We start from the raw sequence: 24,109 nt of genomic DNA on the forward strand, positions 1-24,109 counted from the left end.
TTCAATAGGTCCTTCAATTTTAGTGATTTGTGGTCGTCGTTTTGCAGTGCAATAAACTGCTATGACCACGCTCGACAGATCCCATTCGCCAAGCCTCGCCTCGACCGCTACCGCCGGCGCCATCGCCATGGCGGTCGCGATGGGGTTTGGCCGCTTCTCCTACACGCCGATCCTGCCGGCGATGATGGCGGACCTCGGCCTGACGCCGGCCGATGCCGGTGTCATCGCCTCGGCGAACTTCGTCGGCTATCTCGCCGGTGCCGTGCTCGGCGCCTATGGTTGGGCGCATGGGCATGAACGCCGCATCGGGCTCGCTTCGCTTTTGGCGACCACGCTGCTGCTTGCGGCGATGGGGCTGTCTTCCTCTGTCGTTGTTCTGAGCCTCATCCGCTTTCTGGCCGGTCTTGCGAGCGCGTTTTCGATGATCTTCATCTCCGGCATCGTGCTTGGCCACGGGCTGCTGGCGCGGTCCGAACATGTGCCGGCGGTGCATTTCGGTGGCGTCGGGCTCGGTATCGCCTTCTCCTCGCTCTGCGTCTGGGCCGCACCACTTGCCGGTATCGCCGGGCTGAGCGCGTCGCAGGCCGACTGGTTCACCGGCGCTCTTGTCGGCCTGATCGGTACGATCGTTGTCGCCCTCATGCTGCCGTCGGGTCCTTTCTCGGGCAACGGCGCCGTGCGCGAAAAGCCGCTTATCTGGACGCGGCCCCTGACGGTGGTGACACTGACCTATGGTCTGTTCGGCTTCGGCTATGTCATCACCGCGACCTTCCTCGTCGCCATGGCCCGGGATGCCAGCGGCGGTCACAGCATCGAGTTCCTCGCCTGGCTGATCACGGGCCTGAGCGCTGCACTATCGGTCTATCTCTGGCGCTTTGCCGTGCCGCGCTTCGGACTTGCCGGCGTCTATGCAATCGGTCTTCTGGTCGAGGCCGTCGGACTTGTGCTGACCGTCAGTCTGCCGCTGCCCTATGCGCCGCTTGCCGGCGGGCTGATGCTCGGCGCCACCTTCATGATGATCACCGCCTACGGCCTGCAGATCGGCCGGCATCTCGCGCCGGCAAGCCCGCGCAAGGCGCTCGCCTTGATGACGGCCGCCTTCGGCATCGGCCAGATCATCGGCCCTGTCGTTGCCGGCTGGCTCGCTGAGCGTACCGGCAGCTTTTCAGCGCCAACATTGATCGCGGCTGCCGTGCTGTTTGTCTGCGGCGGCATCATCATGGTGGAGTTGAGGCGGATCTCAGCCGCCTTGCCGCGCTGAAGAGCTACTCCGATGACGGCCCATGGGGCGATGGTTGGATGCGGCAAGGTATCCTCATCCGGTATCATGAAATAACAGTAAGGTTCATATTACCGGATTGTTGAAAATGGCGCTTTGCCCTAGTTTCGGCGCTTCGGGAGGCGAGTTGTTCTCCTCCCCCGAAACGAGAGTGCCGTCCTTTGTTCCTATCCTTCTTTCCGAAGCCGAAGCTCTTTTTCAGTTCCTTCGTCGCCTGGTCGCTGGTCGCCATTGCCTTCTGGTATGGCGGGGGCGAGCAGTTGGGCGCGGTCTTCGGAATGCCGCCTTTGCCCTCCGATGCGCCGCCGATCACCGGCATTTCGGCCTTCTGGTCGCCTGCCTTCCTCTGGTTCTACCTGTACTTTGCGCTGGTCGTCGGGTTGTTCGCCGCATTCTGGTATGTCTACTCGCCACACCCCTGGCAGAACTGGTCGATCCTCGGATCGGCCCTCATTCTGTTCGTCACCTATTTTCAGGTGCAGGTGAGCGTCGCGATCAACAACTGGTACGGGCCGTTCTGGGATCTGATTCAGGCAATCGTCTCGAAGACGAAGGTGGTGACCGCGGCGGAGTTCTATGGGGAAATTGCCGTCTTCCTCGGCATCGCCATGGTCGCAGTCGCGGTGGCGGTCATGACCCGCTTTTTCGTCAGCCACTATATCTTCCGCTGGCGCACGGCGATGAACGAATATTACATGGCCCACTGGGGTAAGCTGCGGCATATCGAAGGGGCATCGCAGCGCGTTCAGGAAGATACGATGCGCTTTTCCACGACCGTGGAAGGCCTCGGCGTCAGCCTGATCGACAGCGTGATGACGCTGATCGCGTTTACGCCGGTGTTGATCCGGCTTTCGGCCAACGTCACCGAACTGCCGATCGTCGGCGCCATTCCGTATCCGCTCGTGACAGCCGCCGTGCTTTGGTCGCTGTTCGGTACGGTGTTCCTGGCGATCGTCGGTATCAAGCTGCCGGGCCTCGAGTTCCGCAACCAGCGTGTGGAAGCTGCCTACCGCAAGGAACTGGTTTATGGCGAGGACCACGCCGATCGCGCCCAGCCGCCGACCGTCGCCGATCTCTTCGAAAACGTTCGCCGGAACTATTTCCGGCTCTACTTCCACTATCTCTACTTCAACATCGCCCGCATTTTCTATCTGCAGATCAACGGCATCTTCTCGCTGCTGATTCTGGCGCCGTCGATCATCGCCGGCAAGATCACGCTTGGTGCGTTGAACCAGATTTCAGGCGCCTTCGGGCAGGTGACGTCGTCGTTCCAGTACCTGGTTTCGTCCTGGCCGACCATTGTCGAGCTTTTGTCGATCTACAAGCGTCTGCGCGCCTTCGAAGCGGCAATCGACGACGAGCCTCTGCCGCAAATCGAGCAGAAGTTCATCGCGGTGGGTGGCGAAGAAGAGCTGGCCTGAGCCAAATCGAATGAGTAGCGATCAGAAGGCGGAGCGATCCGCCTTCTTTGCCTGCTCGATCATCGGTAGCGCCTGAGCGTAGTTGACGCAGGCAACATCCGGCTTGCCGCAGACCTCGGTCAAGAGCCGGTCGAGTGCGCGCCAGTAGGCGCCGCCGTTCATTTCGACGAAATGGAAGCCGAGCTGCAGCGGGATGCGGTCGCCGGCATATTCCTTGTCGAAGGCTTTCCTGTAGGCCTCGTAGGTGCGGGCTTCGAAGGTGGCGCTGTCCTTCTTGTTTTCCACACCCATGGAATGGCGCACGAACAGATTGTAGTCCATGCCGATGACCGGGCGCTTGGATGGTCCCTCGGGGATCAGCGGCAGGCCGAAGCGCGGCAGGCCGTCCTTCTCCGTCGGCCAGCCCGGTCCCTTGGTCACCAGACTTGCGTCATAGGTGAAGCCGGAGGCCTTGAGCGCCGGCAGCAACCCGTCGCTCAGCGAAAGGTAGGGCGCCCGGAAACCCTTGATGCCGGTGCGGGCAAATTCCGCCCAGCCTTCCGGTTCGGCGTCCGTCTTGTCAGCCTTCTTCCAGGCATCGCGCAAAGCCACGTCGAAGGTCGTAAATTCGCTCTGCCAGTCGGCCTTCGTCCAGCCCTTGCCGTCGAAATGGCCGCAGGCGTGGCTGGCGATGTCGTGGCCGTCGAGGTGGGCCTGCCAGATATGACCGGCGCGAGCAGCGATCTCATCACGGCTCTGGGCAAAGCCGACATTGGAGCGGCCCGGTTTCATCCCGGGCGGCTTGTAGATCTCTCTGCCGTCGGCACGTGTCATCAGGAACGTACAGGAGAGGAAATAGGTGAAATGCGCATTGGTGCGCTTGGCCATATCAAGGCTCTTTTCCCACAGCGCATTGTCATGCGCCCCATCGAAGGAGACGATGACGAGCTGCTTTTCCTTTGCGGGAACGGTAGCCACGGCACTTTCGGCCGCAGGTTCGGTGGCCGAAGCGAGGGCAGGGGTAAGGGCGAGGGAAAGGGCAATAAATGTTCGGATCATGATATCTGCGACGATTTGCGTATGCCGTCCCTTTATCCAGGAATGCGGCAATCCTTTGATCTGTCTGGAAATTTCTGTCCACTCCGGCTATGCCTCATACCAAGTTCCGAGTGGACAGAGCAACAATGAAGGACGGGTGACGACATGGCGCTGCTGATATTGGGTATCGTGATCTTCCTGGGCATCCATCTCGTTCGCAGTTTCGCGCCCGGCCTGCGCGCATCGGTGATTGCGCGCAGCGGCACCGGCGCCTGGCATGCGATCCACGGCGTCTCGGCGCTCGTCGGTCTTGGCCTGATCGCCTATGGCTTCGACCAGGCACGGGCCACCACCGGCATGCTCTACACGCCCCCGACCTTCCTCGCCCATATCGCGCTGACCTTGATGCTCATCGCCAGCATCTGTCTCGTCGCCGCCTATCTGCCGCCGGGCAAGATCAGGACGGCCACCAAGCATCCCGCCATTCTCGCCATCAAGATCTGGGCGCTCGCCCACCTGCTTGCCAATGGCGAGACGTCGTCGGTGCTGCTGTTCGGCACGTTCCTCGTCTGGGCCGTCATCCTGCGCATCTCGATGAAGAAGCGCTGGCGCGCCGGTGAAATCTCCTATCCGGCCTTCGTTTCCTATCGCTATGACCTCATCGCCATCGTGCTCGGTGCTGCCCTTTACGGCGTGATCGTCTGGAAATTGCACGAACTGGTGATCGGTGTTTCGCCGATGGTTGTCGGCTAAATAACGCGCGCCCCCTTACAACTGCCGCAAAATCGGGTAGAAGGCGCAAAATCCTATTAGCGTGCAGGGAAGGCCGAGAGGCCGGGGCAATCGATGGCGAACCAAGACGACAGCTTTATCCGCGAGGTGAATGAAGAACTGCGTTCGGACCAGATGAAGAACATCTGGGCCCGTTTCGGCAGCGTCATCGTGGCAATCGCCGTGCTTATCGTTCTGGGAACCGTCGGCAAAGTCGGCTACGATTACTGGAGCGACAACGCCTCGTCGAAGTCTGGCGACGAGTTCCTGCAGGCACTGAACCTTGCCAAGGAAAACAAGGCAGACGAGGCGCTCGCCGCTCTCGACACCCTGCAGAAGGATGGCTACGGCGCCTATCCGGTGCTTGCGCGTCTTCGTGCAGCAACACTGCAGGCGGAAAAGGGCGAAACCGATGCCGCCGTCAAGGCGTTCTCGGACATCGGCAAGGATACCAGCCTGCCCGAAGCCCTTCGCGATGCAGCCCGTCTGCGTGCCGCGTACCTGCTGGTCGATGCCGGCACCTATGATCAGGTTTCGGCCGAGGTCGAGCAACTGGCGGTGCCGCAGAACACCATGCGCCACTCGGCCCGCGAGGCGCTTGGCCTGTCGGCCTACAAGGCCGGAGATATCGCCAAGGCGAAGAGCTGGTTCCAACAGATCGTCGATGACGCCCAGAGCCCGCGCAATGTCGCAGGCCGGGCGCAGATGCTGCTCGACGTCATTGCCGCGAGCGGCAAAGCCTAAGCGCATATCCCTGGAGATCGGGTCCGGTCTCTGGAAAGGATATGTTGATTTTCAAAGTGTTGGAGCGCTGTATGTCTTGAGGACATGCAGCGCTTTCAGTCGGAAACGGATACGTTCATGAGTTTCACCGTCGCCATCGTCGGGCGCCCCAATGTCGGCAAGTCCACCTTGTTCAACCGTTTGGTCGGCAAGAAGCTGGCGCTCGTCGACGATACGCCGGGTGTCACCCGCGACCGCCGCCCTGGAGATGCCAAGCTCATCGACCTGCGGTTCCGCATCATCGATACCGCCGGTCTGGAACAGTCCGCACCCGACAGCCTTCAGGGCCGCATGTGGGCGCAGACGGAAGCCGCGATCGACGAGGCCGACCTGTCGCTGTTCGTGGTTGATGCCAAGGCCGGCCTGACGCCTGCCGACGAGACGCTGGCCGAGATGCTGCGCCGGCGCGGCAAGCCGGTCGTGCTCGTCGCCAACAAGTCCGAAGCGCGCGGTTCCGACGGTGGATTCTATGACGCCTTCACGCTCGGGCTTGGCGATCCTTGCCCGATTTCCGCCGAACACGGCCAGGGCATGCTCGACCTGCGCGACGCGATCGTCGCTGCGATCGGCGAGGACCGGGCCTATCCGCCGGAAGACGATGTGGCCGAGACCGACATCGACCTGCGCCCGACCACCGGCGAGGCGGGGGAAGAGGACGACGAGGCCGAGCCTGCCTATGACGAGACCAAGCCGCTGCGCGTGGCGATCGTCGGCCGCCCGAACGCCGGAAAGTCGACGCTGATCAACCGCTTCCTCGGCGAGGACCGGCTTTTGACTGGCCCGGAAGCGGGCATCACCCGCGATTCGATTTCGGTCGAGTGGGATTGGCGCGGCCGCACCATCAAGATGTTCGACACCGCCGGCATGCGCCGCAAGGCCAAGGTGCAGGAGAAGCTCGAGAAGCTCTCGGTCGCCGATGCGCTGCGCGCCATCCGCTTTGCCGAAACGGTGGTCATCGTCTTCGACGCGACCATTCCGTTCGAAAAGCAGGACCTGCAGATCGTCGACCTCATCATCCGCGAAGGTCGTGCCGCCGTGATCGCCTTCAACAAGTGGGATCTGGTGGAAGACTGGCAGGCGGTGCTCGCCGATCTTCGAGAAAAGACCGAGCGGCTTTTGCCGCAGGCGCGCGGCATTCGCGCCATCCCGATCTCCGGTCATACCGGCTACGGTCTCGACAGGCTAATGCAGGCGATCATCGACACTGACAAGACCTGGAACCGCCGCATCTCGACGGCGCGTCTCAACCGCTGGCTCGATTCCCAGCAGGTGCAGCATCCGCCACCGGCCGTGTCTGGCCGCCGGCTGAAACTGAAATACATGACGCAGGTGAAGGCCCGCCCGCCGGGCTTCATGATTTCGTGCACGCGCCCCGACGCGCTGCCGGAATCCTATACGCGCTACCTGATCAATGGCTTGCGCAACGATTTCGACCTGCCGGGCGTGCCGATCCGCATCCACTATCGCGCGTCGGAGAACCCCTTCGAAAACAAGCGCAAGAAGCGCTAAGCCGCAGGCGTCAGCGCCTGTGGCCGCGGATTGCGCTCGGCGGAAAGCCAAAGCGTTGGCGGAAGCGGGCGGCGAAGCGCGATTGCGATTCGTACCCGACCTGCTGGGCGATGTGCAGCACGGGCACATCGGATGACTGCAGCATCTGCATGGCTGCGGACATGCGCACGTCGGTCAACAGCTGTTGAAACGACCAACCCTCGGCGGAAAGCTTGCGGCGCAAGGTCGCCTCGCTGACGCCGAGCCGCTTGCCAAGGCCGCTGCCCGTCCATGGCGTGCCCGGATCGCCCATGAGGTTCTGACGAGCCTTTTGGGCAAAGCTTGTCGTGGCGACGGGACGGAAGAAGCAACCCATGACATTCAGCCAGATGAGCAGCTCGCCGATCCGGTGTCGGGCGACGGGCAGGGGAACGTCATCGGCCTCGGCAACCGATTTGGCCGCCGCGTCGAAGGCGTCGACAAAAGCAGGTTGCAGGCCGGTGAGGAGATGCGCCTTATCGATCGGCGTGCCGATATCCTTCGTTGGACGGAAGGCGGCGACGATCTCCGGATCGAAGGCGACCCATCGTGCGAGATAGGCGGCGTCCTTCTCGGCAGCGTTGACCACATCGAACACCTGGCCCTGCTGAAGGGCCACAGCTTCGCCGGGCGCAATCACACATTCGAAATCGCCCTGGCGCAGGACCTTCGTGCCGCGCTTGACGACGATGATGACCGGCTGCTCGATCAGGATGTTTGAATAGCGCAGCCGGTTATACTGAACGATTTGGGCCGCGGCGCCAGCGCCAGGGCGAACGGAGATCTTGTGGTTCACGCGGCTTCATTCCCTCGGCGAGCGGCCCGGAGAGCGGTGGTAGCGCGGAAACGCCGCTGCGGGCAAGCCGAGCGGCGTTCGATCTCGGCTTGCGGATGGGCTAGTTTAACGGCTTCCCTTGGCGGATATCGTCGCTGAGGCGAGCGTGTTCATATTGCTGACGAAGCCGACCAGAGCGGCCGATGCTCCCGGTGGCACCGGCAGTTTCGCGACACTCAGCGCCTTGACGGTGATGGTGTAGTCATGGACCTCGCCTACGGGCGGGCAGGCGCCGCCAAAGCCGGCGACGCCGGCGTCGTTGGCGATCGTCACCGCTCCGGCCGGCATTTTTGTGGTCTCGCTGCCGGCGCCGCCATCGAGTGCGGTGACGTCGGCCGGGATGTCGATTGCCACCCAATGCCACCAGCCCGAGCCGGTCGGCGCATCCTTGTCATAGAGGGTGACGACGAAGCTCTTGGTCCCCTCAGGCGCATTGGCCCAGGAGATTGCCGGCGACAGATCCTTGCCGGTGCAACCCATGCCAGCGGCAAATTGCGCCTGCTGCACCTTGCCCTCGGCAAAGTCTGGGCTGGTCACGGTGAAATCGGCCGCCTGGGTGGCGTGGGCGGCGAGCATCGAGGTCGCAAGCACCAAATTACGAAAACGGTTCATTCCCTGCATCTCCTTCATGTGGATGCGGGAAAGTTAGCGCAAACAGGGATCCGTTCGGCGCCAAACGGATCAAACTTGGCGCCGAAGCGATCAATATGTGCGGTGATGGCAACGCCGATGCGGGCTGTCAGCCGACGAGCTTGGCCTTGTCGACGAGCGCGCCGTGATGGCCGATGACGCCGGCAGCGATGCGCGCCGCAAAGGCTGCAGCCTCGCTCGGCGAGCCGCCCGTGACAAGACGGGAAAGGAAGGCGCCGTTGAAGCTGTCGCCGGCGCTGGTGGTGTCGACCACGCGCGCGACTGGTGTGGCCGGGACGTGGCTTTCTTCCGACCCCTCGAACGCGAGCGTCACGCCCTTTTCCCCGTCCTTGACGACGACATCCGCCACACCCAGCGCCTTGTAGCGCGCGATCGTCGCCGTGATCGAGCTGTCGCCGAAATGCGTCACCTCGTCGTCGAAGCTCGGCATCAGCAGGCTGGCGGCGCGGGCGCCTTCGGTCAGTGTCCGGCGCATGCGCTCGGCATCGTCCCAGAGGCGGGGGCGGATATTGGGGTCGAAGACGACGCGCTTGCCCGCGGCCTTGGCGCGGCGCAGCTCGGCAAGCAGGGTTTCCACCGCGTCGCGCGAAAGGATCGCAAGGGTAATGCCGGAGAAGAGAATGAGGTCGGCGCCCTCGACGGCGCGGCGCAGATGGTCCGGGTCGTCGGCAAGCAGCCGTGCAGCAGAAGCCGAGCGCCAATAGGAGAAGCTACGCTCGCCGTCCTTCAGATGGATCATGTAGAGGCCGGGCGTGCGGCCTTCGATCTTGCGAACGGGGCCGGTATCGATGCCTTTCTCGGCCATGAAGGCGAGCATTTCGTCGGACACGGTGTCGGTGCCGACGGCGGAGCAATAGGCGACCGACCAGTCACTCGGCAGGAACAGGCGCGCATAGTAGGCTGCATTGAAGGTGTCGCCGGCATAGCCCTTGCGCAACAGACCGCCCTCGGCCTGCATCAATTCGACCATGCACTCCCCGATCGAAAGCATCGTTCCGGCCAACGTCTTCTCTCCCTTTCGTTTTTCCCGTGCTGACGGGATAAGGTTCAAGGCCGGTCTCGGCAAGAGAATGTTTTCCGGCATTGGCGATTTGAGCGATGGCATGGCTGCAGTCCGGCGTTTACTCATGCGCCGCGCAAGGCTACATCTTTGCGCACAGATCGGTTTCACGGGGGCAGGGCATGGCGTCTCAGCAGGGTTCGAGTGACGATTGGTGGCGCGGCGCGGTGATCTACCAAGTCTATCCGCGCTCGTTCCAGGATACCGATGGCGATGGCATCGGCGACCTGAAGGGTGTCACCCGCCGGCTCGGCCACATTGCCTCGCTCGGCGTCGACGCCATCTGGCTGTCGCCATTCTTCACCTCGCCGCAGGCGGACATGGGCTATGACGTCTCTGATTATTGCGATGTCGACCCGATGTTCGGCACGCTTACCGATTTCGACGACATGCTGGCGGAAGCGCACCGTCTCCACCTCAAGGTGATCATCGACCAGGTGATTTCGCATTCGTCCGACCGCCACCCCTGGTTCGTCGAGAGCCGCTCCAGCCGCCAAAACCCGAGGGCGGATTGGTATGTCTGGGCCGATCCGAAGCCGGATGGTACTGCGCCCAACAACTGGCTTTCGATCTTCGGTGGGCCGGCCTGGGAATGGGACGGGGTGCGCAAGCAGTATTACATGCACAACTTCCTGGCCTCGCAGCCAGATCTCAACTTTCACAATCCGCAGGTTCAGGATGCTGTGCTCGATGCCGCGCGGTTCTGGCTCGACCGTGGTGTCGACGGCTTTCGGCTGGATACGGTGAACTTCTATTTCCACGACCGTCATCTGAGGGACAATCCGCCGCTGGTGCCGGATCCGGATGCCACCAGCAACGACGCGCCCGACGTCAACCCCTATGGCATGCAGGATCATCTCTACGACAAGAGCCAGCTGGAAAACGTCGCCTTCCTCCAGCGCTTCAGGGCTCTGCTCGATGGTTATGGCGGGCGCACGACGGTGGGAGAGGTCGGAGACGGCGCCCGCTCGCTGAAGACTGTGGCGGCCTATACCAGCGGCGGCGACAAGCTGCACATGTGCTACACCTTTGATCTGCTCGGCCCGGATTTCACCGCAAGCCATATCCGCCGTTGCGTCGACAATTTCCAGAAGGCGGTCACTGACGGATGGGTCTGCTGGGCCTTTTCCAACCACGACGTCATGCGCCATGTCAGCCGCTTTGCCGAAAGCGAGGCGGAACGGGAGGTAGTCGCCAGGCTGGCGATCACGCTGCTCGCGACCTTGCGTGGCTCGGTGTGCCTCTATCAGGGCGAAGAGCTCGGCCTGCCCGAGGCGGACGTCGCCTTCGAGGATCTGCGCGATCCCTATGGCATCCGCTTCTGGCCATCCTTCAAGGGCAGGGATGGTTGCCGCACGCCGATGGTGTGGGAGGCAACCGCCACGAATGCCGGGTTCTCCGATGGAAAGCCGTGGTTGCCGGTGCCGGTGGAACAGGCGCGGCTGGCCGTCGATACGCAGCAGTCTGGCGCCGACAGTGTGCTCAATCATTATCGTTCCATGCTTGGCTTCCGCCGGTCGCATGCAGCGTTGCACGATGGCGACATGTCGTTTCTTGAGAGCAACCGCGATCTTCTGGCGTTCACCCGCGAAAAGGACGGTGAGCGACTGCTCTTCGTCTTCAACCTGACGCGGGAGCCGCAGGAGTTCCTCGTTTCCGACACGTCCGTCGAGACCGTTCCACTGCCGGGCCAATTGGCTGAGGTTGTCGGTGGCGTGCTGAAGCTCGGTGGCCTGAGCGCCTATTGCGGGAAACTGTGATGCGTGTGTTGCTGATGGACGTCGAGATGGTGGGACGCTGGCTGGAGATGCGGCTGGCGCTCTGGTCCGATACGCCGGCCGTGGTGCACCGTGAGGAGATCGACGGCTGTCTTGCGGCGGCCGAACGGCAGGCGGCGTTTCTGTGCGAGGACGATGCAGGGGTTGCCGCAGGCTTTGCCGAGGTGTCGCTGCGCAGCGATTACGTCAACGGCTGCGAGACGTCGCCCGTGGCCTTCCTCGAAGGCATCTACGTGCTTCCACGCTATCGTCGCCATGGGGTGGCGCGGGCGCTGATCACGGCCGCGGAACGTTGGGCGATCAGCCATGGTTGCCGCGAGCTGGCGTCGGACACTGACATCGACAACCTTGAAAGCCACGGCCTGCACATGGCGCTCGGCTTCGAGGAAACCGAACGGGTCGTCTATTTCCGCAAGGAGCTTTCCGGCTCCTCCGCCGATAACTGAGCGACGCTATCCGGCTCAGCCGATCAGCATGAACTTGTCAACGTCGACAAGCCCGCGGTCCGAGATCTTCAGATGCGGGATCACCGGCAGCGGCAGGAAGGCGAGCTGCAGGAAGGGCTCTTCCAGCGTCGCGCCCAGCGCAATGGCGGCCTGGCGCAGGTGATGCAGGGTATCGCGCACGGATTCGTGTGGCTCAAGGCTCATCAGGCCCGCGACAGGCAATGCGATCTCGCCGGTGACCTTGCCATCCTCGACGACGACGAAGCCGCCCTTGATCTCGCCAAGCCGATTGGCAGCGGTCGCCATGTCCTCGACATTGACGCCGACGACGCAGATGTTGTGGCTGTCATGGCCGACCGTGGACGCGATCGCGCCCTTCTTTAGGCCAAAGCCCTGCACGAAGCCGTTCGCATGATTGCCGTTGACGCCGTGCCGCTCGATCACCGCCACCTTGATGATGTCGCGGCCGAGATCGACGCCGGTCTCGTTGCCGTTTGCCGGCAGCTTGTAGCGGCGGTGTTCGGTGATGATCTTGCCCGGCAGAACGCCGATGACGGACGTGTCATTGTCGGAATAGGGCACGCCGAAGTCGCTGGCGTTGACATGGCCGGCCTTGACGCTGTCGAGCCCGACCGGGGCGACAGGCTTGCGGGTGGCAAACAGGGCGTCGCTCACGCGCCGGCCGCCGGAAAACACCATCTGCGCGCGGCAGCTTTCCAGGCTATCGAGCACCACGAGATCGGCGCGCCAGCCTGGCGCAACAAGGCCACGGTCGCGAAGGCCGAAGGCGCGTGCGGCCGAAATCGAGGCGGCGCGATAGATCGCCAACGGCTCGACGCCGGCTGATATGGCGGTGCGGATCATGTGGTCGAGGTGACCCTGCTCGGCGATATCAAGCGGATTGCGGTCGTCGGTGCAGAGCGCCAGGTAGGGCGAAAGTCGTTCGGTGATGATAGGCATCAGCGCGTGCAGGTCCTTGGAGACCGAGCCCTCACGCACCAGAATGTGCATGCCCTTTCGGATCTTCTCCATCGCCTCTTGCGCCGTGGTACATTCGTGCTCCGTGCGGATGCCGGTCGACAGGTAACCGTTGAGGTCCTTGCCGCTCAAGAGCGGCGCGTGGCCGTCGATATGGCCGCCCTGGAACGCCTCCAGCTTGGCAAGGCAAACGGGATCCTTGTGCACGACCCCGGGGAAGTTCATGAACTCGGCAAGGCCGATCACCTTCGGATGATCGCGGAAGGGCAGGAGCCGTTCGATCGGCAGGTCGGCGCCTGACGTCTCCAGGTGCGTCGCCGGCACGCAGGACGACAGCTGCACGCGGATATCCATGATGGTCTCGAGGGCGGAATCGAGAAAGAACTGGATGCCCTCGGTGCCGAGCACGTTGGCGATCTCGTGCGGGTCGCAGATGACCGTGGTGATGCCGAGCGGCAGCACGCAGCGATCGAACTCATGCGGGGTGACGAGCGAGGATTCGATGTGCAGGTGCGTGTCGATGAAGCCGGGTACGACGATGCGGCCGGAGATATCGATCTCCTCGCGTCCTTGATAATCGCCATAGGTGCCGACGATGCGGCCACCTGATATGGCGATGTCGGAGGCGACAAGATCGCCTGTCACCAGGTCGAAGAAGCGCCCGCCCTTGAGCACGATGTCGGCCGGCTCGCGGCCGACGCCCTGGTCGATCATTCGTTCCAAAGCTGTCGACATCTCTGCACCCTTTATTTCGGTCTGTAGATAAGATTAACCCTCTCCCCGTTGCCGGGGAAAGGGTCCTGTTCGCCGGTGGCGACGTTATCAGATATTGTTGACGAGCACGTCGCGAAGCTTGTCGAACAGCTCGTCGATCTCCGCCTTGGAGATGATCAGCGGCGGCGACAGCGCAATGATGTCGCCGGTGGTGCGGATCAGGAGGCCCTTCTCATAGGCCTTCAGGAAGGCGTTGAAGGCACGTTTGGTCGGTTCTCCGGCGATCGGCTGCAGCTCGATCGCGCCGATCAGGCCGACATTGCGGATGTCGATCACATTCGGGCAGTCCTTGAGGGAATGCAGGCCATCCTCCCAGTAGGAGGCCAGTTCTGCGGCGCGGGTCAGAAGGCCCTCTTCCTTGTAGGTGTCGAGGGTGCCGAGGGCTGCGGCCGAGGCGATCGGGTTGCCGGAATAGGTGTAGCCGTGGAAAAACTCGATCAGGTGTTCCGGGCCGTTCATGAAGGCGTCGTGGATTTCCGACGTCACGAACACCGCGCCCATCGGGATAACGCCGTTGGTGAGGCCCTTGGCGGTGGTGATGATATCAGGCGTCACGTCGAAATACTGGGCGGCGAAAGGCGTGCCGAGGCGACCGAAGCCGGTGATGACTTCGTCGAAGATCAAGAGGATGCCGTGCTTGGTGCAGATGTCGCGCAGCTTCTGGAGATAGCCCTTCGGCGGGATCAGCACGCCGGTCGAGCCTGCCACCGGTTCGACGATGACTGCGGCGATCGTCGAGGCGTCGTGCAGGGTGACGATGCGCTCGAGCTCGGTCGCGAGATCACCGCCATGTTCGGGCTCGCCGCGGGTAAAGGCGTTCTGGGCTGGCAGGTGGGTGTGCGGCATGTGGTCGACGCCGGTCAAGAGCGTGCCGAACATCTTGCGGTTGGAGACGATGCCGCCGACCGAGATGCCGCCGAAATTGACGCCGTGATAGCCGCGCTCGCGGCCGATCAGGCGGGAGCGCGAGCCGTCGCCCTTGGCGCGGTGGTAGGCGAGCGCCACCTTCAGCGCGGTCTCGACCGATTCCGACCCGGAATTGGTGTAGAGAACGTGGTTCATGCCCTCAGGTGCGATGTCGACCAGGCGGTTGGCGAGTTCGAAGGCCTTGGGGTGGCCGAGCTGGAAGGCCGGTGCATAGTCGAGCTCACCCGCCTGTTCGCGGATCGCCTCGGTGATCTTCGGGCGACAATGGCCGGCATTCACGCACCAGAGACCGGCGGTACCGTCGAGCACCGTGCGACCGTCATGGGTCGTGTAGTGCATGTCCTTGGCGCCGACGAACAGGCGCGGCTCCTTCTTGAACTGCCGGTTGGCGGTAAACGGCATCCAGAAGGCGCGCAGATCGTTCGGCGTGGTATTCAGACGGTTCGACATTCCAGTTCTCCTCGGCATGGTCCTGTGTCGGGCAGTCGCGCCCGTTCGGATTTTTTTACCCTTTGGTCAAACTATCAGGGCGCAGGTTCGGGTCAAGTCTGGAGAGCCGGCGCGTGAACGGGTTCAGGGCTCGCACCAGTTTGGTGGGTGGGTGTGATTTGCCGAAAGAATCACCTGTTCATTTCCGGCGGTGGGCGGGATTTTTCGTTGCAGGCGCGGACGTTTTCTCAAGTTTAACCTGTTTGCGTCAACGCTACCGCGCCGTGTATCGCCGGATCCATGGCTCGTGCTTTTGGCCGTCGTCCGGACGGTGCGATCCGGCGCCGAATGAAGCGGAGTGCGAGACGGTGTCGAGGTTGGGGATCGCGCAGGCGGCCATGGTCGTCCTATTTCTGCCCGGCGTGGCAGCAGGCGCCGACCTGATCGTCGACGGCCGTTTCGAGCATGGCCAGGACGGCTTCTGGGCCGGTGAGGGTGTGGCGCTGACGCGGGGCGGGGGCGAGCTTTGCGCCGACGTTTCGGCGGGCGGCGGTCCCTGGGACAGGCTCATCGGCGTCAACGGCGTGAAACTTGAACCGGGACTACACTACAGGCTTTCATTGTCGGCCGCGGCCGATCCTGTCCGTGCCGTGCCGGCCCGCATCCAGCGCGCGGCCGAGCCCTGGACGGTGCAGAGCGAGTTCAGCGTCGGCGGCGAGTCGGAGCGCGCATCGTTTTCGGCGGACTTCATGGCGTCGGACGAGGAGGAGGCTCAACTGGTCTTCCCGCTCGGCGGAGCCGACAAGCCCTCGCGCTTCTGTATCGACAACGTGTCATTAGTGGAGATTGCCGCACCTCCCGCTGCCACCAACCGGGCGAACAGGGGCCCGACCATCCGGGTCAACCAGCTCGGCTATTTCACCGATGGCCCGAAGCGGGCGACCGTGATCTCGGACGCGCGCCGCGCCATATCCTTCCAACTTGTCGATGCCGGCGATGTCGTCGTCGGCGAGGGGATGACCCGGCCGAGCGGGTTTGATCCGTCCGGCGGCGTCAGGACGCATGTGGCGGATTTTTCCGCCTATGCCGTTCTCGGTGACGGCTATCGACTGGTCTCCGGCGACTGGACGAGCGACCGCTTTTCGATCTCCGACAATCTCTATGGCCGTCTCACCGTCGACGCGCTCTCCTGGTTCTATCCGCAGCGCAGCGGCATCAAGATCCGCGGCGATATCGCCGGCAAGGCCTATGCGCGGCCCGCCGGCCATGTGGGTGTCGCACCGAACGAGGGCGACAAATCGGTTGGCTGCCTCAGTGGCGACGAAGCCGCATCACTCTACGGCGACTGGTCCTGCACCTATCGTCTTGATGTTTCCGGTGGCTGGTACGACGCCGGCGATCACGGCAAGTATGCGGTCAACGGCGCGATCTCCGCTGCTCAGCTGCTGGCGACCTACGAGCGCGCCAGCGCCTTCGGCGGGGCCAAATCGCCAGCCCTGCGCGATCAGCTTGCGCGCATTCCGGAAAACGGCAACGGCATTCCCGATCTGCTCGACGAGGCGCGATGGGAGCTGCAGTTCCTGCTTTCGATGATGGTGCCGGATGGCGAACCGCTTGCCGGGATGGTTCATCACAAGATCCATGACACCGAGTGGACGTCGCCGCCGATGCTGCCGAGCGAGGATCCGAAGCCGCGGGCGCTGCACCGACCCTCGACGGCTGCGACCTTCGACGTGGCAGCTGTTGCCGCACAGGCCTCGCGGCTGTTTGCCAAGGACAATCCGACATTTGCGGCAAAGCTGCTTTCGGCCGCCCGCAAGGCATGGGTGGCGGCCAATGCCAATCCGGTCCTGCTCGCGCCGAAATCGGACGGGAATTCGGGTGGCGGCGACTATGACGACGACGATGTTTCCGACGAACTCTATTGGGCTGCGACCGAGCTTTTCCTGACGACCGGAGACGCGAAGTATCTCGACGTCCTGCGCGCATCACCGCACTGGTCGGGCGATGTGCTGCCGTCGAGCGGCGCCTTCCACTGGCGCAATGTTGCCGGCTTCGCCCGGCTGCAGCTGGCGCTCTACGGTGAAGCCTTGCCCAAGGCCGATCTCGACATGGCGCGACGCACGGTTCTGACGGCGGCCAGATCCTTCCTGCCGCTGCAGGCAGCCGAGCCGTTCGGGCAGATCTATCGCCCTGGAAATCACCAGTACGACTGGGGATCGAACCAGCTGATTTTGCAGAACATCATCGTCCTGTCGGCGGCCTTCGACCTTTCGGGCGAGAAGACTTTCCTCAATGCCGCGCGGGAAAGCATGGACTATCTTCTTGGCCGGAATGCCATGGCGATGTCCTACATCACGGGCTACGGCGCTCGCTCGCCGCAGAACCAGCATAGCCGCTGGTACGCGCATCAGCTGGACCCGGCCCTGCCTAACCCGCCGGTCGGATCACTTGCCGGCGGACCGAATTCGACGCCTGTCGATGCGATCGCCAAAGAACGCCTGAAGGGCTGCGCCCCCCAGACATGCTATGTCGATGATATCGAGGCCTACGGATCCAATGAGATCACCATCAACTGGAATGCGCCGCTCGTCTATGTCGCGTCGTTCCTTGCCGACGCACGCTAGGAGGCTGCAGCGATGACCGGGATAGCCTTTGTCGGAACCGGCTTCGTTGCCGACTATTACATGACGACGCTTGCCAACCATCCGCAGTTGCGGCTCGTCGGCGTTTGGGACCGCGATGAAGCGCGCCTGACGGAGTTTGCCGACTATTGGAAGGTCAGCCGCTACGCGACGCTGGAAGAGGCGCTGGCTGATCCGGCGGTCACGATCGTCGTCAACCTGACGACGCCAGAAAGTCACTACACCGTAAATCGGGCATCACTTCTCGCCTGCAAGCATGTCTATTGCGAAAAGCCGCTGGCCATGGACGTCGATGAGGCGAGCGAGCTGGTGGAACTGGCGCGCGAAAGGGCCCTGGTGCTAGGCGGCGCGCCGGCCAATGCGCTCAGCGAGGCGCACGCGCTCTGTGCCTCGCTGCTGGCGGCTGGTGCCATCGGCACGCCGCGCCTCGTCTACGCGGAAATGGAAGATGGCCCGGTGTTCAAGGCAAACTGGCGGGAATGGCGCAGCCGTTCCGGCGCGCGCTGGCCGGGCGTGCATGAGTTCGAAGTCGGCTGCACACTCGAGCATGCCGGGTACGCCGCAAGCTGGCTCGTTTCGCTCTTCGGCCCGGTTGCCGAGGTCAGCGCCGTTTCGGCCCTGACCTTTCCGGACAAGGGGCCGGGTACGGAACGGTTGCTGCTCGGTCCGGATTTCTCGGTCGGCTGCCTTTCCTTCCACTCGGGCGTGACGGCGCGGGTGACCTGCGGGCTTGCGGCCCCGCGCGACCGATCGCTGACCATCATCGGTGACAAGGGCACCATCGTCGTGCGCGATCTCTGGGACAACCGCTCGCCCATTCATCTCGAGGCGTTCGGCGCGAAGCGCTCGCTGCAACACCGCATCCTCGACTGGGTCGAATGGAAGGTCGGTCGCAAGCTGCCTGTCCGGCTCTATGCCGGCAACAGGGTGCGCTATCCCGCCAAGGCCAGGACTGCAGCCTTGCCCGCCTATCCCTCGAAGATCGATTTTGTCGGCGGCATTGCAGCCCAGGCCGAGGCGATCACGCGTGGGGAGGCGCCGTTCTTTTCCGGAGCCACGGCACGTCACCTGACCGAAATCGTGCTTGCGCTCAACAACGGCCGCCAGGCCTACCGCCCACGCGATCTATGACGGAGGCAAAGCGCGGATCGTTTCGATGATTTCGATCGCCTGGACGCTGCGCGACGTCGGCATCAGGATGTGTTCGTGCCAGCCTTCCAGGATTGCAGCACTTGCTGCCTCGATCTCGAATTGCAACCCGTTGCCCGGGAACGGCAGGTCGAAACGCTGAAGACCGGGCAGGGAGACGCGTCTGGCAACCCGCGTCAGCGTCTTCGCCCATAGGCCCCGTCCTCTGGGTGCGATGGCCTTGCGCACCAGGCCGTTGCTGGCGAGAAACAGCCGACTGGCCTTCAGAAACGGAGCGTCGATGACGAGCGTTCCGCGGTCTCCATCAATGACGAAGCGGTTGTCTCCGTCGCGGTCGAAGCCGCAGGAAAGATGTGCGTTGAAGCCGGTATAGGCGAGGCGCATTTCCGCCGAGAGGTCGACGCCCGTCGGCGCGCTTAGCCAGCGGCCGTCGATCGTATGCGGGCGCCCGAACAGGTTCAGACACAGCGAAAGCGGATAGATGCCGAGGTCGAGCAGCGACCCACCGCCGAGCCTGGCGTCGAAAAAGCGGTCTGTGGGGTCGAACGGCTTTTCATAGGCGAGCTCCGCCGTCACATGCCGAATGCGCCCCAGCGCCTCACCATCGAGCAGTGCGCGTGCCTTGGTGATCGCCGGCAGGAAGCAGGTCCACAGACCCTCCATGGCAAAGAGGCTCTTGGCTGCGGCCAGTGCCGATAGCGAACGCGCGTCGTCGAACGAGGTCGTCAGCGGCTTTTCGACCAGGACGGCCTTATCCGCCGAAAGAAAGACGATGGCGTGTTCCAGATGCACGGCGTTCGGCGAGGCAACATAGACCGCGTCGATTTCAGGATCGGCGGCAAAGGCATCGATGCTGGAATGGGGGGTAATGCCGCCGAAGCGTTCGGCGAAGGCATCGGCCTTCTCCTGGCTTCGGGAATAGACAGCGGCCAGCACGGCGTTGCCGGTAAACTGGATGTCGGACGCAAAGCTGTTTGCGATCACGCCGGTACCGGCGATGCCCCAACGGACCTTGTCCTTCATAAACCCGATGTCCCGGCTGTTTCGCTCGGGGCGCATCCTGACCCGGAAACCTCAAGGCCGCGTAAACAACGGCGGCAAGCCCCAAGCAACCTTCAGAACGGAGGTTGCTTGGGCAGCGGGGCGCTTCGGCCGGGCAATGGCCCTGCCCCGTCTGCCGACCTTCCAGAAAAGAATAAGCCCCGCGCGATTGCTCGTGTGGGGCTACTTCAGGGCATGATCCCTGTTGCGGACTGACAAGGTCAGGCCGAGCGGCGGACCAAGGTCTTTTCTTCCACGGCATTTGCGTCGACGCCGTAGATATCGGAGAGCGTACCCAAAATCCTCATGACGGCGTCGGACGAGCTGGAATAATAGATCGTCTGAGCGTCACGGCGAGTGCTGACCAGATTCTGGGCTCGCAGTTTGGACAGGTGCTGGGAAAGAGCGGACTGGCTCAAGCCCACCTTATTGGCCAATGCGCCGACTGCCATCTCTTCCTTGACAAGGGAATCGAGGATGAGAAGGCGCTTAGGGTTTGCCATGGCCGAGAGGAAGCCGGCTGCTATCTCGGCTTCATCATGTTTTTCAGGCGAAAGTGGCTGCATTGCGTGCTCCATGCGAAAATTACATCACACGTAGTTATGGTTGACGAAGGACGATAATTAGTCGTGATGCATAAAAGGGCAACTACCTACTGCAAGAAATGGGGGTATCTGGCGAGCGATTAACCGTAAAGTTCGCGCAAAAGTGGCCGTAACTCCGAGCTGTCCCGCATTGGCGCAGGAAACTCGAGCCGCTTCAATTGGTCGCCATAGGCCAGATCCAGGCCGGCGGCGTCGATGCCGACGACCTTCCAGTCGCCTTCCGGGGCGTTACAGAGCTTTTCAGCGTAAAACTTGACCGCTTCGGCGTGATCGGCGTTCATATGCTCGATGGCACCGGCTTCCATCGCTGCGAGTGATGCGGTGGCCGGTGATTCGATCACCAGATCCTCCGCCGTCAGCACGTAGGCGCGCCCGAAACCACCGTTAAGGCTCGCGCGTAACGGATTTAGACGGAAGAAACCGAAATCGGGGAAGTCGACATAGAGCTTCGATTTCGGGTGACGACGGACGAACCGCTCGCGGATGCGGGCGTGAGCGTCCGAATCGCGTTCAACCGCTTCGGCCTCGCACTGCACTGTGAGCCTTGGATGGGCGAGGGGATCGCCTTTGCCCGGTTCTCCCGTCAGCAGCGAGGCGCGCGTGTCGGCAAGCAGAGCCTTTGTGTGGGTCGACAATTTGGAAATCAGGATCAGCGGCACACCGTCGACATCCATGCCGACGAGGACGCGACTGACGAACGGGAAGCCGCCGCTCTCCGGTTCGATTGCCGCAAGCGAACCGCTGCGCGCACCGCGCAAGAGCGTATGCGCCAGCTTGCGCGCCTCGTCATCGGTTTCGCGCAATACGTTCGGCTTGTCGGTCATTCGTCTTCCTTCCTGAGCTTCGGTCCGGTTCCAGACGAAAAAGCCCGGAACAGGGTCCGGGCTTTTATTGGCTTCTTGTGCGCTTTCGTCAACTTTTGTTGCGGTGTCGCGTCAGGCCTTCAACGATGTTTTGCGCGTTGATCGTGCCGACCACGGAGCCATTGTCGACGACGCCGACGCTGCCCGGCTGGCGGGACATGGCGTCGAGGATATCGACGAGCGGTGTCGTCGGCTTGGCGGTTGCCGTCACGCCGGCAACCGTTGCTCCGCGTTGGACGCCGGTCTGCATCACGTCCTTGGCCGTCAGCATGGTGATCGGGTTCATGTGCTGAACGAAATCGGCGACATATTGGTTCGCCGGGTTTCTGACGATGTCTTGCGGCGTACCGCACTGGATGATGCGGCCGCCTTCCATGATGGCGATGCGGTTGCCGATGCGGAACGCCTCGTCGAGGTCATGACTGACGAAGACGATGGTCTTCTTCAGGCGACGTTGGAATTCGAGCAGTTCGTCCTGCAGCCGGGTTCGGATCAATGGGTCGAGCGCCGAGAACGGTTCGTCCATCAACAGGATCGGCGCGCCGGTCGCAAAGGCGCGGGCCAGGCCGACGCGCTGCTGCATGCCGCCCGAAAGCTCGTTGACCTTGCGGCCTGCCCACTTCGTCAGGTTGACGAGTTCGAGCTGCTCGCCGACGCGGGCCTTGCGTTCGGCGTCGGGCATGCCGGCAAGCTCAAGACCGAAGCCGACATTGTCGGCAACGGTGCGCCAGGGCAACAGCGCGAACTGCTGGAACACCATCGACACGGTGTGCATGCGGAAATCGCGCAGCGACTTGGGCGTGGTTCGATAGGGATTGAGCGGTCCATTGGCGGTCTTGACCTCGACCTCGCCGCGCACGACGGGTGCCAGGCCGTTGACGGCGCGAAGCAGCGTCGACTTGCCGGAGCCGGAGAGGCCCATCAAGACCAGGATCTCGCCCTCGTTGATCGACAGCGTTGCACCGGCGACGCCCAGCACCAGGCCGGTGGCCGCGCCGATCTCGTCGCGGGTCTTGCCCTGGTCGACCATCTGCAGCGCGGTCTGCGGATTGTTGCCGAAGATGATGTCGACATTCTTGAAAACGACGGCGTCGGTCATGCACCCTCTCCTTCGTCGGACGAGCGGAACAGGCGGTCGAGGATGATAGCCAGGATGACGATGCAGAGGCCGGCCTCGAAACCCTTGGCGACGTTCACCGAGTTCAGCGCCCGCAGCACGGGAACGCCGAGCCCGTTGGCGCCGACCAGCGCCGCGATGACCACCATCGACAGCGAGAGCATGATCGTCTGGGTCAGGCCCGCCATGATCTGTGGCATTGCGAAGGGTAGCTCGACCTTGCGCAGCACCTGGCCCGGTGTTGCGCCGAAGGCCTGTGCCGCTTCCACCAGCGACGGCGGCGTGGAGATGATGCCGAGGCGGGTGAGGCGGATGGGGGCTGGAATGGCGAAGATCACCGTTGCGATCAGGCCCGGCACCATGCCGAGGCCGAAGAGAATGAGCGCGGGGATCAGATAGACGAAGGTGGGGATCGTCTGCATCAAGTCGAGGATCGGGCGCATGACGGAATAGACCCAGGCGCGGCGCGCAGCGGCAATGCCGAGCGGAACGCCGACGGCCATGCTGACGACGCTGGCAGCCAGCACCAGAGCCAGTGTCTCGGTCGTTTCCTTCCAGTAGCCCTGGTTGATGATCAGCAGCAATCCGAGGCCGGTGAACAGCGTGATGCCGAGCGAACGGCGGAACCACCAGGCAAGCCCGGTGATGACTGCCACCACGATCAGCGGATGCGGCGTCTGCAGGATATAGAGCAGAATGCCGACGACGCCGGACAGGAAGCGGGCAAGTTGGTCGAAGAACAGCTCGAAGTTCGTCGTCAGCCAGTCGACGAACGCCTTGGCCCAGCCGCCGATGGGAATGCGGTATTCGGTCAGAAATTCCACAGGGGTGAATCCGTCTCGTCAGATCAACAATATCGCGCGATGCGGTGAAAAAAGGCGGGGTCTTCCCCCGCCTTGTCGTCGCTCAGAGCCCGAGCGCGGTCTTGGCCGCCGGGAGGCCTTCGCCGCCATCCTTGGTGGTCACGCCGGCGAGCCACGGTTCGATCGCCGTCGGGTTGGCCTTCAGCCATTCCGTGGCGGCGGCGTCCGGTTCCTTGCCGTCGTTCAGGATCTTGCCCATGATCTCGTTTTCCATCTGCAGCGAGAACTTGAGGTTCGTGAGCAGCTTGCCGACATTGGGGCATTCGGTGGTGTAGCCGGCACGAACGTTGGTGAAGATGGTGGCGCCGCCGAAATTCGGGCCGAAGATATCGTCACCGCCGGAGAGGTAGGTAAGCTTGAAATTGGCGTTCATCGGATGCGGCTCCCAGCCGAGGAACACGATCGGCGCACCGTCCTTTTCGGAGCGGGCGACCTGCGCCAGCATGCCCTGTTCGGAGGATTCGACCACTTCGAAGCCCTTGAGGCCGAAGGTGTCCTTGTCGACCATGTCGATGATCAGGCGGTTGCCGTCATTGCCCGGCTCGATGCCATAGATCTTGCCTTCGAGCGCGTCTTTCTGGGCGGCGATATCCTTGAAGTCCTTGATGCCGAGTTCGGCACCCTTGGCGTTGGTCGCCAGCGTGTATTTCGCGCCTTCGAGGTTCGGGCCGAAGGATTCGACCGACTTGTCGTCGAGATAGGGGCGAACGTCGTTTTCCTGGGTCGGCATCCAGTTGCCGAGGAAGACGTCGATGTCCTTGTTCTTCAGCGAGGTGTAGGTGACCGGAACCGAGAGAACCTTGATATCCGTCTGATAGCCGAGGCCCTTGAGCACGGCGGAAACCGTGGCGGTGGTGGCTGTGATATCCGTCCATCCAACGTCGGAGAAACGGACGGTGCCACAGTTTTCAGGCTCGGCCGCCGCGGCGTTTCCAGCAACAAGGGCAGCCACCGAAACGGCGCCAGCGAGCATGAATTTGAGAGAGAGTGCTTTGTTCATCGTTGTCGTTCCCCTGCCTCTATTATTGTTTTAGCCAAACACATTGGGGTTTTAGCCAAACACCATTGGATAGCGAATTCAAGCGCTTTGATGTCGAAGGAAGTGTATTGCGTCAATACGCGGACGGGATGCACGCTGCGACGCAGAATG

General features: G+C 62.8%; 21 protein-coding genes. 9 read left to right on the top strand and 12 right to left on the bottom strand.

Going from position 1 to position 24,109, the window contains the following annotated elements; genetic code table 11:
• The first annotated feature begins 61 nt into the window (after nt 1-61).
• Both AC07UR_RS16855 and sbmA read left to right on the top strand, forming a co-directional pair.
• The gene (locus AC07UR_RS16855) at nt 62-1,261 is read left to right on the top strand and encodes an MFS transporter (RefSeq protein WP_209790998.1); all 1,200 of its coding nucleotides are present in this window, start codon (nt 62-64) and stop codon (nt 1,259-1,261) included.
• Between the two features lie 179 nt (nt 1,262-1,440).
• Nucleotides 1,441-2,700 carry a peptide antibiotic transporter SbmA gene (gene sbmA, locus AC07UR_RS16860; RefSeq protein ID WP_173420871.1) on the top strand — a complete coding sequence of 420 codons (1,260 nt, stop codon included), beginning with the start codon at nt 1,441-1,443 and terminating at the stop codon, nt 2,698-2,700.
• Between the two features lie 21 nt (nt 2,701-2,721).
• On the opposite strand, the gene AC07UR_RS16865 is transcribed toward sbmA, so the two are convergent.
• Nucleotides 2,722-3,738: a polysaccharide deacetylase family protein gene (locus AC07UR_RS16865; RefSeq protein ID WP_209790997.1), complete on the bottom strand. Its 1,017-nt coding sequence runs from the start codon at nt 3,736-3,738 to the stop codon at nt 2,722-2,724.
• A 144-nt stretch (nt 3,739-3,882) separates the two neighbouring features.
• Here AC07UR_RS16865 and AC07UR_RS16870 point away from each other — a divergent pair, with 144 nt between their 5' ends.
• From AC07UR_RS16870 to der, 3 genes are all read left to right on the top strand, one after another.
• Nucleotides 3,883-4,470: an NnrU family protein gene (locus AC07UR_RS16870; RefSeq protein ID WP_173420869.1), complete on the top strand. Its 588-nt coding sequence runs from the start codon at nt 3,883-3,885 to the stop codon at nt 4,468-4,470.
• A gap of 93 nt (nt 4,471-4,563) precedes the next feature.
• Nucleotides 4,564-5,232: a tetratricopeptide repeat protein gene (locus tag AC07UR_RS16875; protein WP_173420868.1), complete on the top strand. Its 669-nt coding sequence runs from the start codon at nt 4,564-4,566 to the stop codon at nt 5,230-5,232.
• Nucleotides 5,233-5,349: 117 nt separating this feature from the next.
• Nucleotides 5,350-6,780 (top strand): ribosome biogenesis GTPase Der, encoded by a 1,431-nt coding sequence (gene der / locus AC07UR_RS16880; protein WP_173420867.1) that lies wholly within the window; start codon nt 5,350-5,352, stop codon nt 6,778-6,780.
• Nucleotides 6,781-6,790: 10 nt separating this feature from the next.
• On the opposite strand, the gene AC07UR_RS16885 is transcribed toward der, so the two are convergent.
• The 3 genes from AC07UR_RS16885 to AC07UR_RS16895 all read right to left on the bottom strand — a co-directional run bounded on the left by AC07UR_RS16885 (nt 6,791) and on the right by AC07UR_RS16895 (nt 9,287).
• The gene (locus tag AC07UR_RS16885) at nt 6,791-7,594 is read right to left on the bottom strand and encodes a helix-turn-helix transcriptional regulator (protein WP_209790996.1); all 804 of its coding nucleotides are present in this window, start codon (nt 7,592-7,594) and stop codon (nt 6,791-6,793) included.
• 105 nt (nt 7,595-7,699) lie between these two features.
• A complete protein-coding gene (locus AC07UR_RS16890; protein ID WP_173420865.1) occupies nt 7,700-8,245 on the bottom strand; it encodes a YbhB/YbcL family Raf kinase inhibitor-like protein in 546 nt (181 codons plus the stop codon).
• Between the two features lie 127 nt (nt 8,246-8,372).
• Nucleotides 8,373-9,287, bottom strand: coding sequence for a sugar kinase (locus AC07UR_RS16895; protein ID WP_209790995.1), 915 nt, complete (start codon nt 9,285-9,287; stop codon nt 8,373-8,375).
• 179 nt (nt 9,288-9,466) lie between these two features.
• Here AC07UR_RS16895 and bglA point away from each other — a divergent pair, with 179 nt between their 5' ends.
• Nucleotides 9,467-11,104 (top strand): beta-galactosidase BglA, encoded by a 1,638-nt coding sequence (bglA, locus tag AC07UR_RS16900; protein WP_209790994.1) that lies wholly within the window; start codon nt 9,467-9,469, stop codon nt 11,102-11,104.
• Nucleotides 11,104-11,568: an aminoglycoside 6'-N-acetyltransferase gene (gene aac(6'), locus AC07UR_RS16905; protein WP_209790993.1), complete on the top strand. Its 465-nt coding sequence runs from the start codon at nt 11,104-11,106 to the stop codon at nt 11,566-11,568. Before bglA ends, aac(6') begins: the two co-directional genes overlap by 1 nt.
• 15 nt (nt 11,569-11,583) lie before the next feature.
• Here the strand turns inward: aac(6') and ade are convergent, their stop codons facing one another.
• Nucleotides 11,584-13,281, bottom strand: a complete 1,698-nt coding sequence (gene ade, locus AC07UR_RS16910) for an adenine deaminase (protein WP_209790992.1) — start codon at nt 13,279-13,281, stop codon at nt 11,584-11,586.
• An 87-nt stretch (nt 13,282-13,368) separates the two neighbouring features.
• Nucleotides 13,369-14,697, bottom strand: coding sequence for an omega-aminotransferase AptA (aptA, locus tag AC07UR_RS16915; RefSeq protein WP_173420860.1), 1,329 nt, complete (start codon nt 14,695-14,697; stop codon nt 13,369-13,371).
• Between the two features lie 347 nt (nt 14,698-15,044).
• Between aptA and AC07UR_RS16920 the strand changes: the two genes are divergently transcribed.
• Nucleotides 15,045-17,303 (top strand): glycoside hydrolase family 9 protein, encoded by a 2,259-nt coding sequence (locus AC07UR_RS16920; protein WP_327795861.1) that lies wholly within the window; start codon nt 15,045-15,047, stop codon nt 17,301-17,303.
• A gap of 12 nt (nt 17,304-17,315) precedes the next feature.
• Nucleotides 17,316-18,452: a Gfo/Idh/MocA family protein gene (locus tag AC07UR_RS16925; RefSeq protein WP_209790991.1), complete on the top strand. Its 1,137-nt coding sequence runs from the start codon at nt 17,316-17,318 to the stop codon at nt 18,450-18,452.
• Here the strand turns inward: AC07UR_RS16925 and AC07UR_RS16930 are convergent.
• The 6 genes from AC07UR_RS16930 to AC07UR_RS16955 form a co-directional block, all read right to left on the bottom strand.
• Complete coding sequence (locus AC07UR_RS16930; RefSeq protein WP_209790990.1) at nt 18,447-19,493, bottom strand: Gfo/Idh/MocA family protein; 1,047 nt, start codon at nt 19,491-19,493, stop codon at nt 18,447-18,449. The two genes, AC07UR_RS16925 and AC07UR_RS16930, sit on opposite strands and share 6 nt — an antisense overlap.
• Before the next feature lie 239 nt (nt 19,494-19,732).
• A complete protein-coding gene (locus AC07UR_RS16935; protein WP_173420857.1) occupies nt 19,733-20,077 on the bottom strand; it encodes an ArsR/SmtB family transcription factor in 345 nt (114 codons plus the stop codon).
• A gap of 119 nt (nt 20,078-20,196) precedes the next feature.
• Nucleotides 20,197-20,940 carry a HugZ family pyridoxamine 5'-phosphate oxidase gene (locus tag AC07UR_RS16940; protein ID WP_173420856.1) on the bottom strand — a complete coding sequence of 248 codons (744 nt, stop codon included), beginning with the start codon at nt 20,938-20,940 and terminating at the stop codon, nt 20,197-20,199.
• A gap of 88 nt (nt 20,941-21,028) precedes the next feature.
• A complete protein-coding gene (choV, locus tag AC07UR_RS16945; RefSeq protein ID WP_173420855.1) occupies nt 21,029-22,078 on the bottom strand; it encodes a choline ABC transporter ATP-binding protein in 1,050 nt (349 codons plus the stop codon).
• A complete protein-coding gene (choW, locus tag AC07UR_RS16950) occupies nt 22,075-22,920 on the bottom strand; it encodes a choline ABC transporter permease subunit (RefSeq protein ID WP_173420854.1) in 846 nt (281 codons plus the stop codon). The genes choV and choW overlap by 4 nt, the downstream gene beginning before the upstream one ends.
• Before the next feature lie 82 nt (nt 22,921-23,002).
• The gene (locus AC07UR_RS16955) at nt 23,003-23,959 is read right to left on the bottom strand and encodes a choline ABC transporter substrate-binding protein (protein ID WP_209790989.1); all 957 of its coding nucleotides are present in this window, start codon (nt 23,957-23,959) and stop codon (nt 23,003-23,005) included.
• Between the last annotated feature and the right edge of the window lie 150 nt (nt 23,960-24,109).

The sequence above is a fragment of the Ensifer sp. GW821-FHT05G01 genome, from assembly GCF_059419585.1.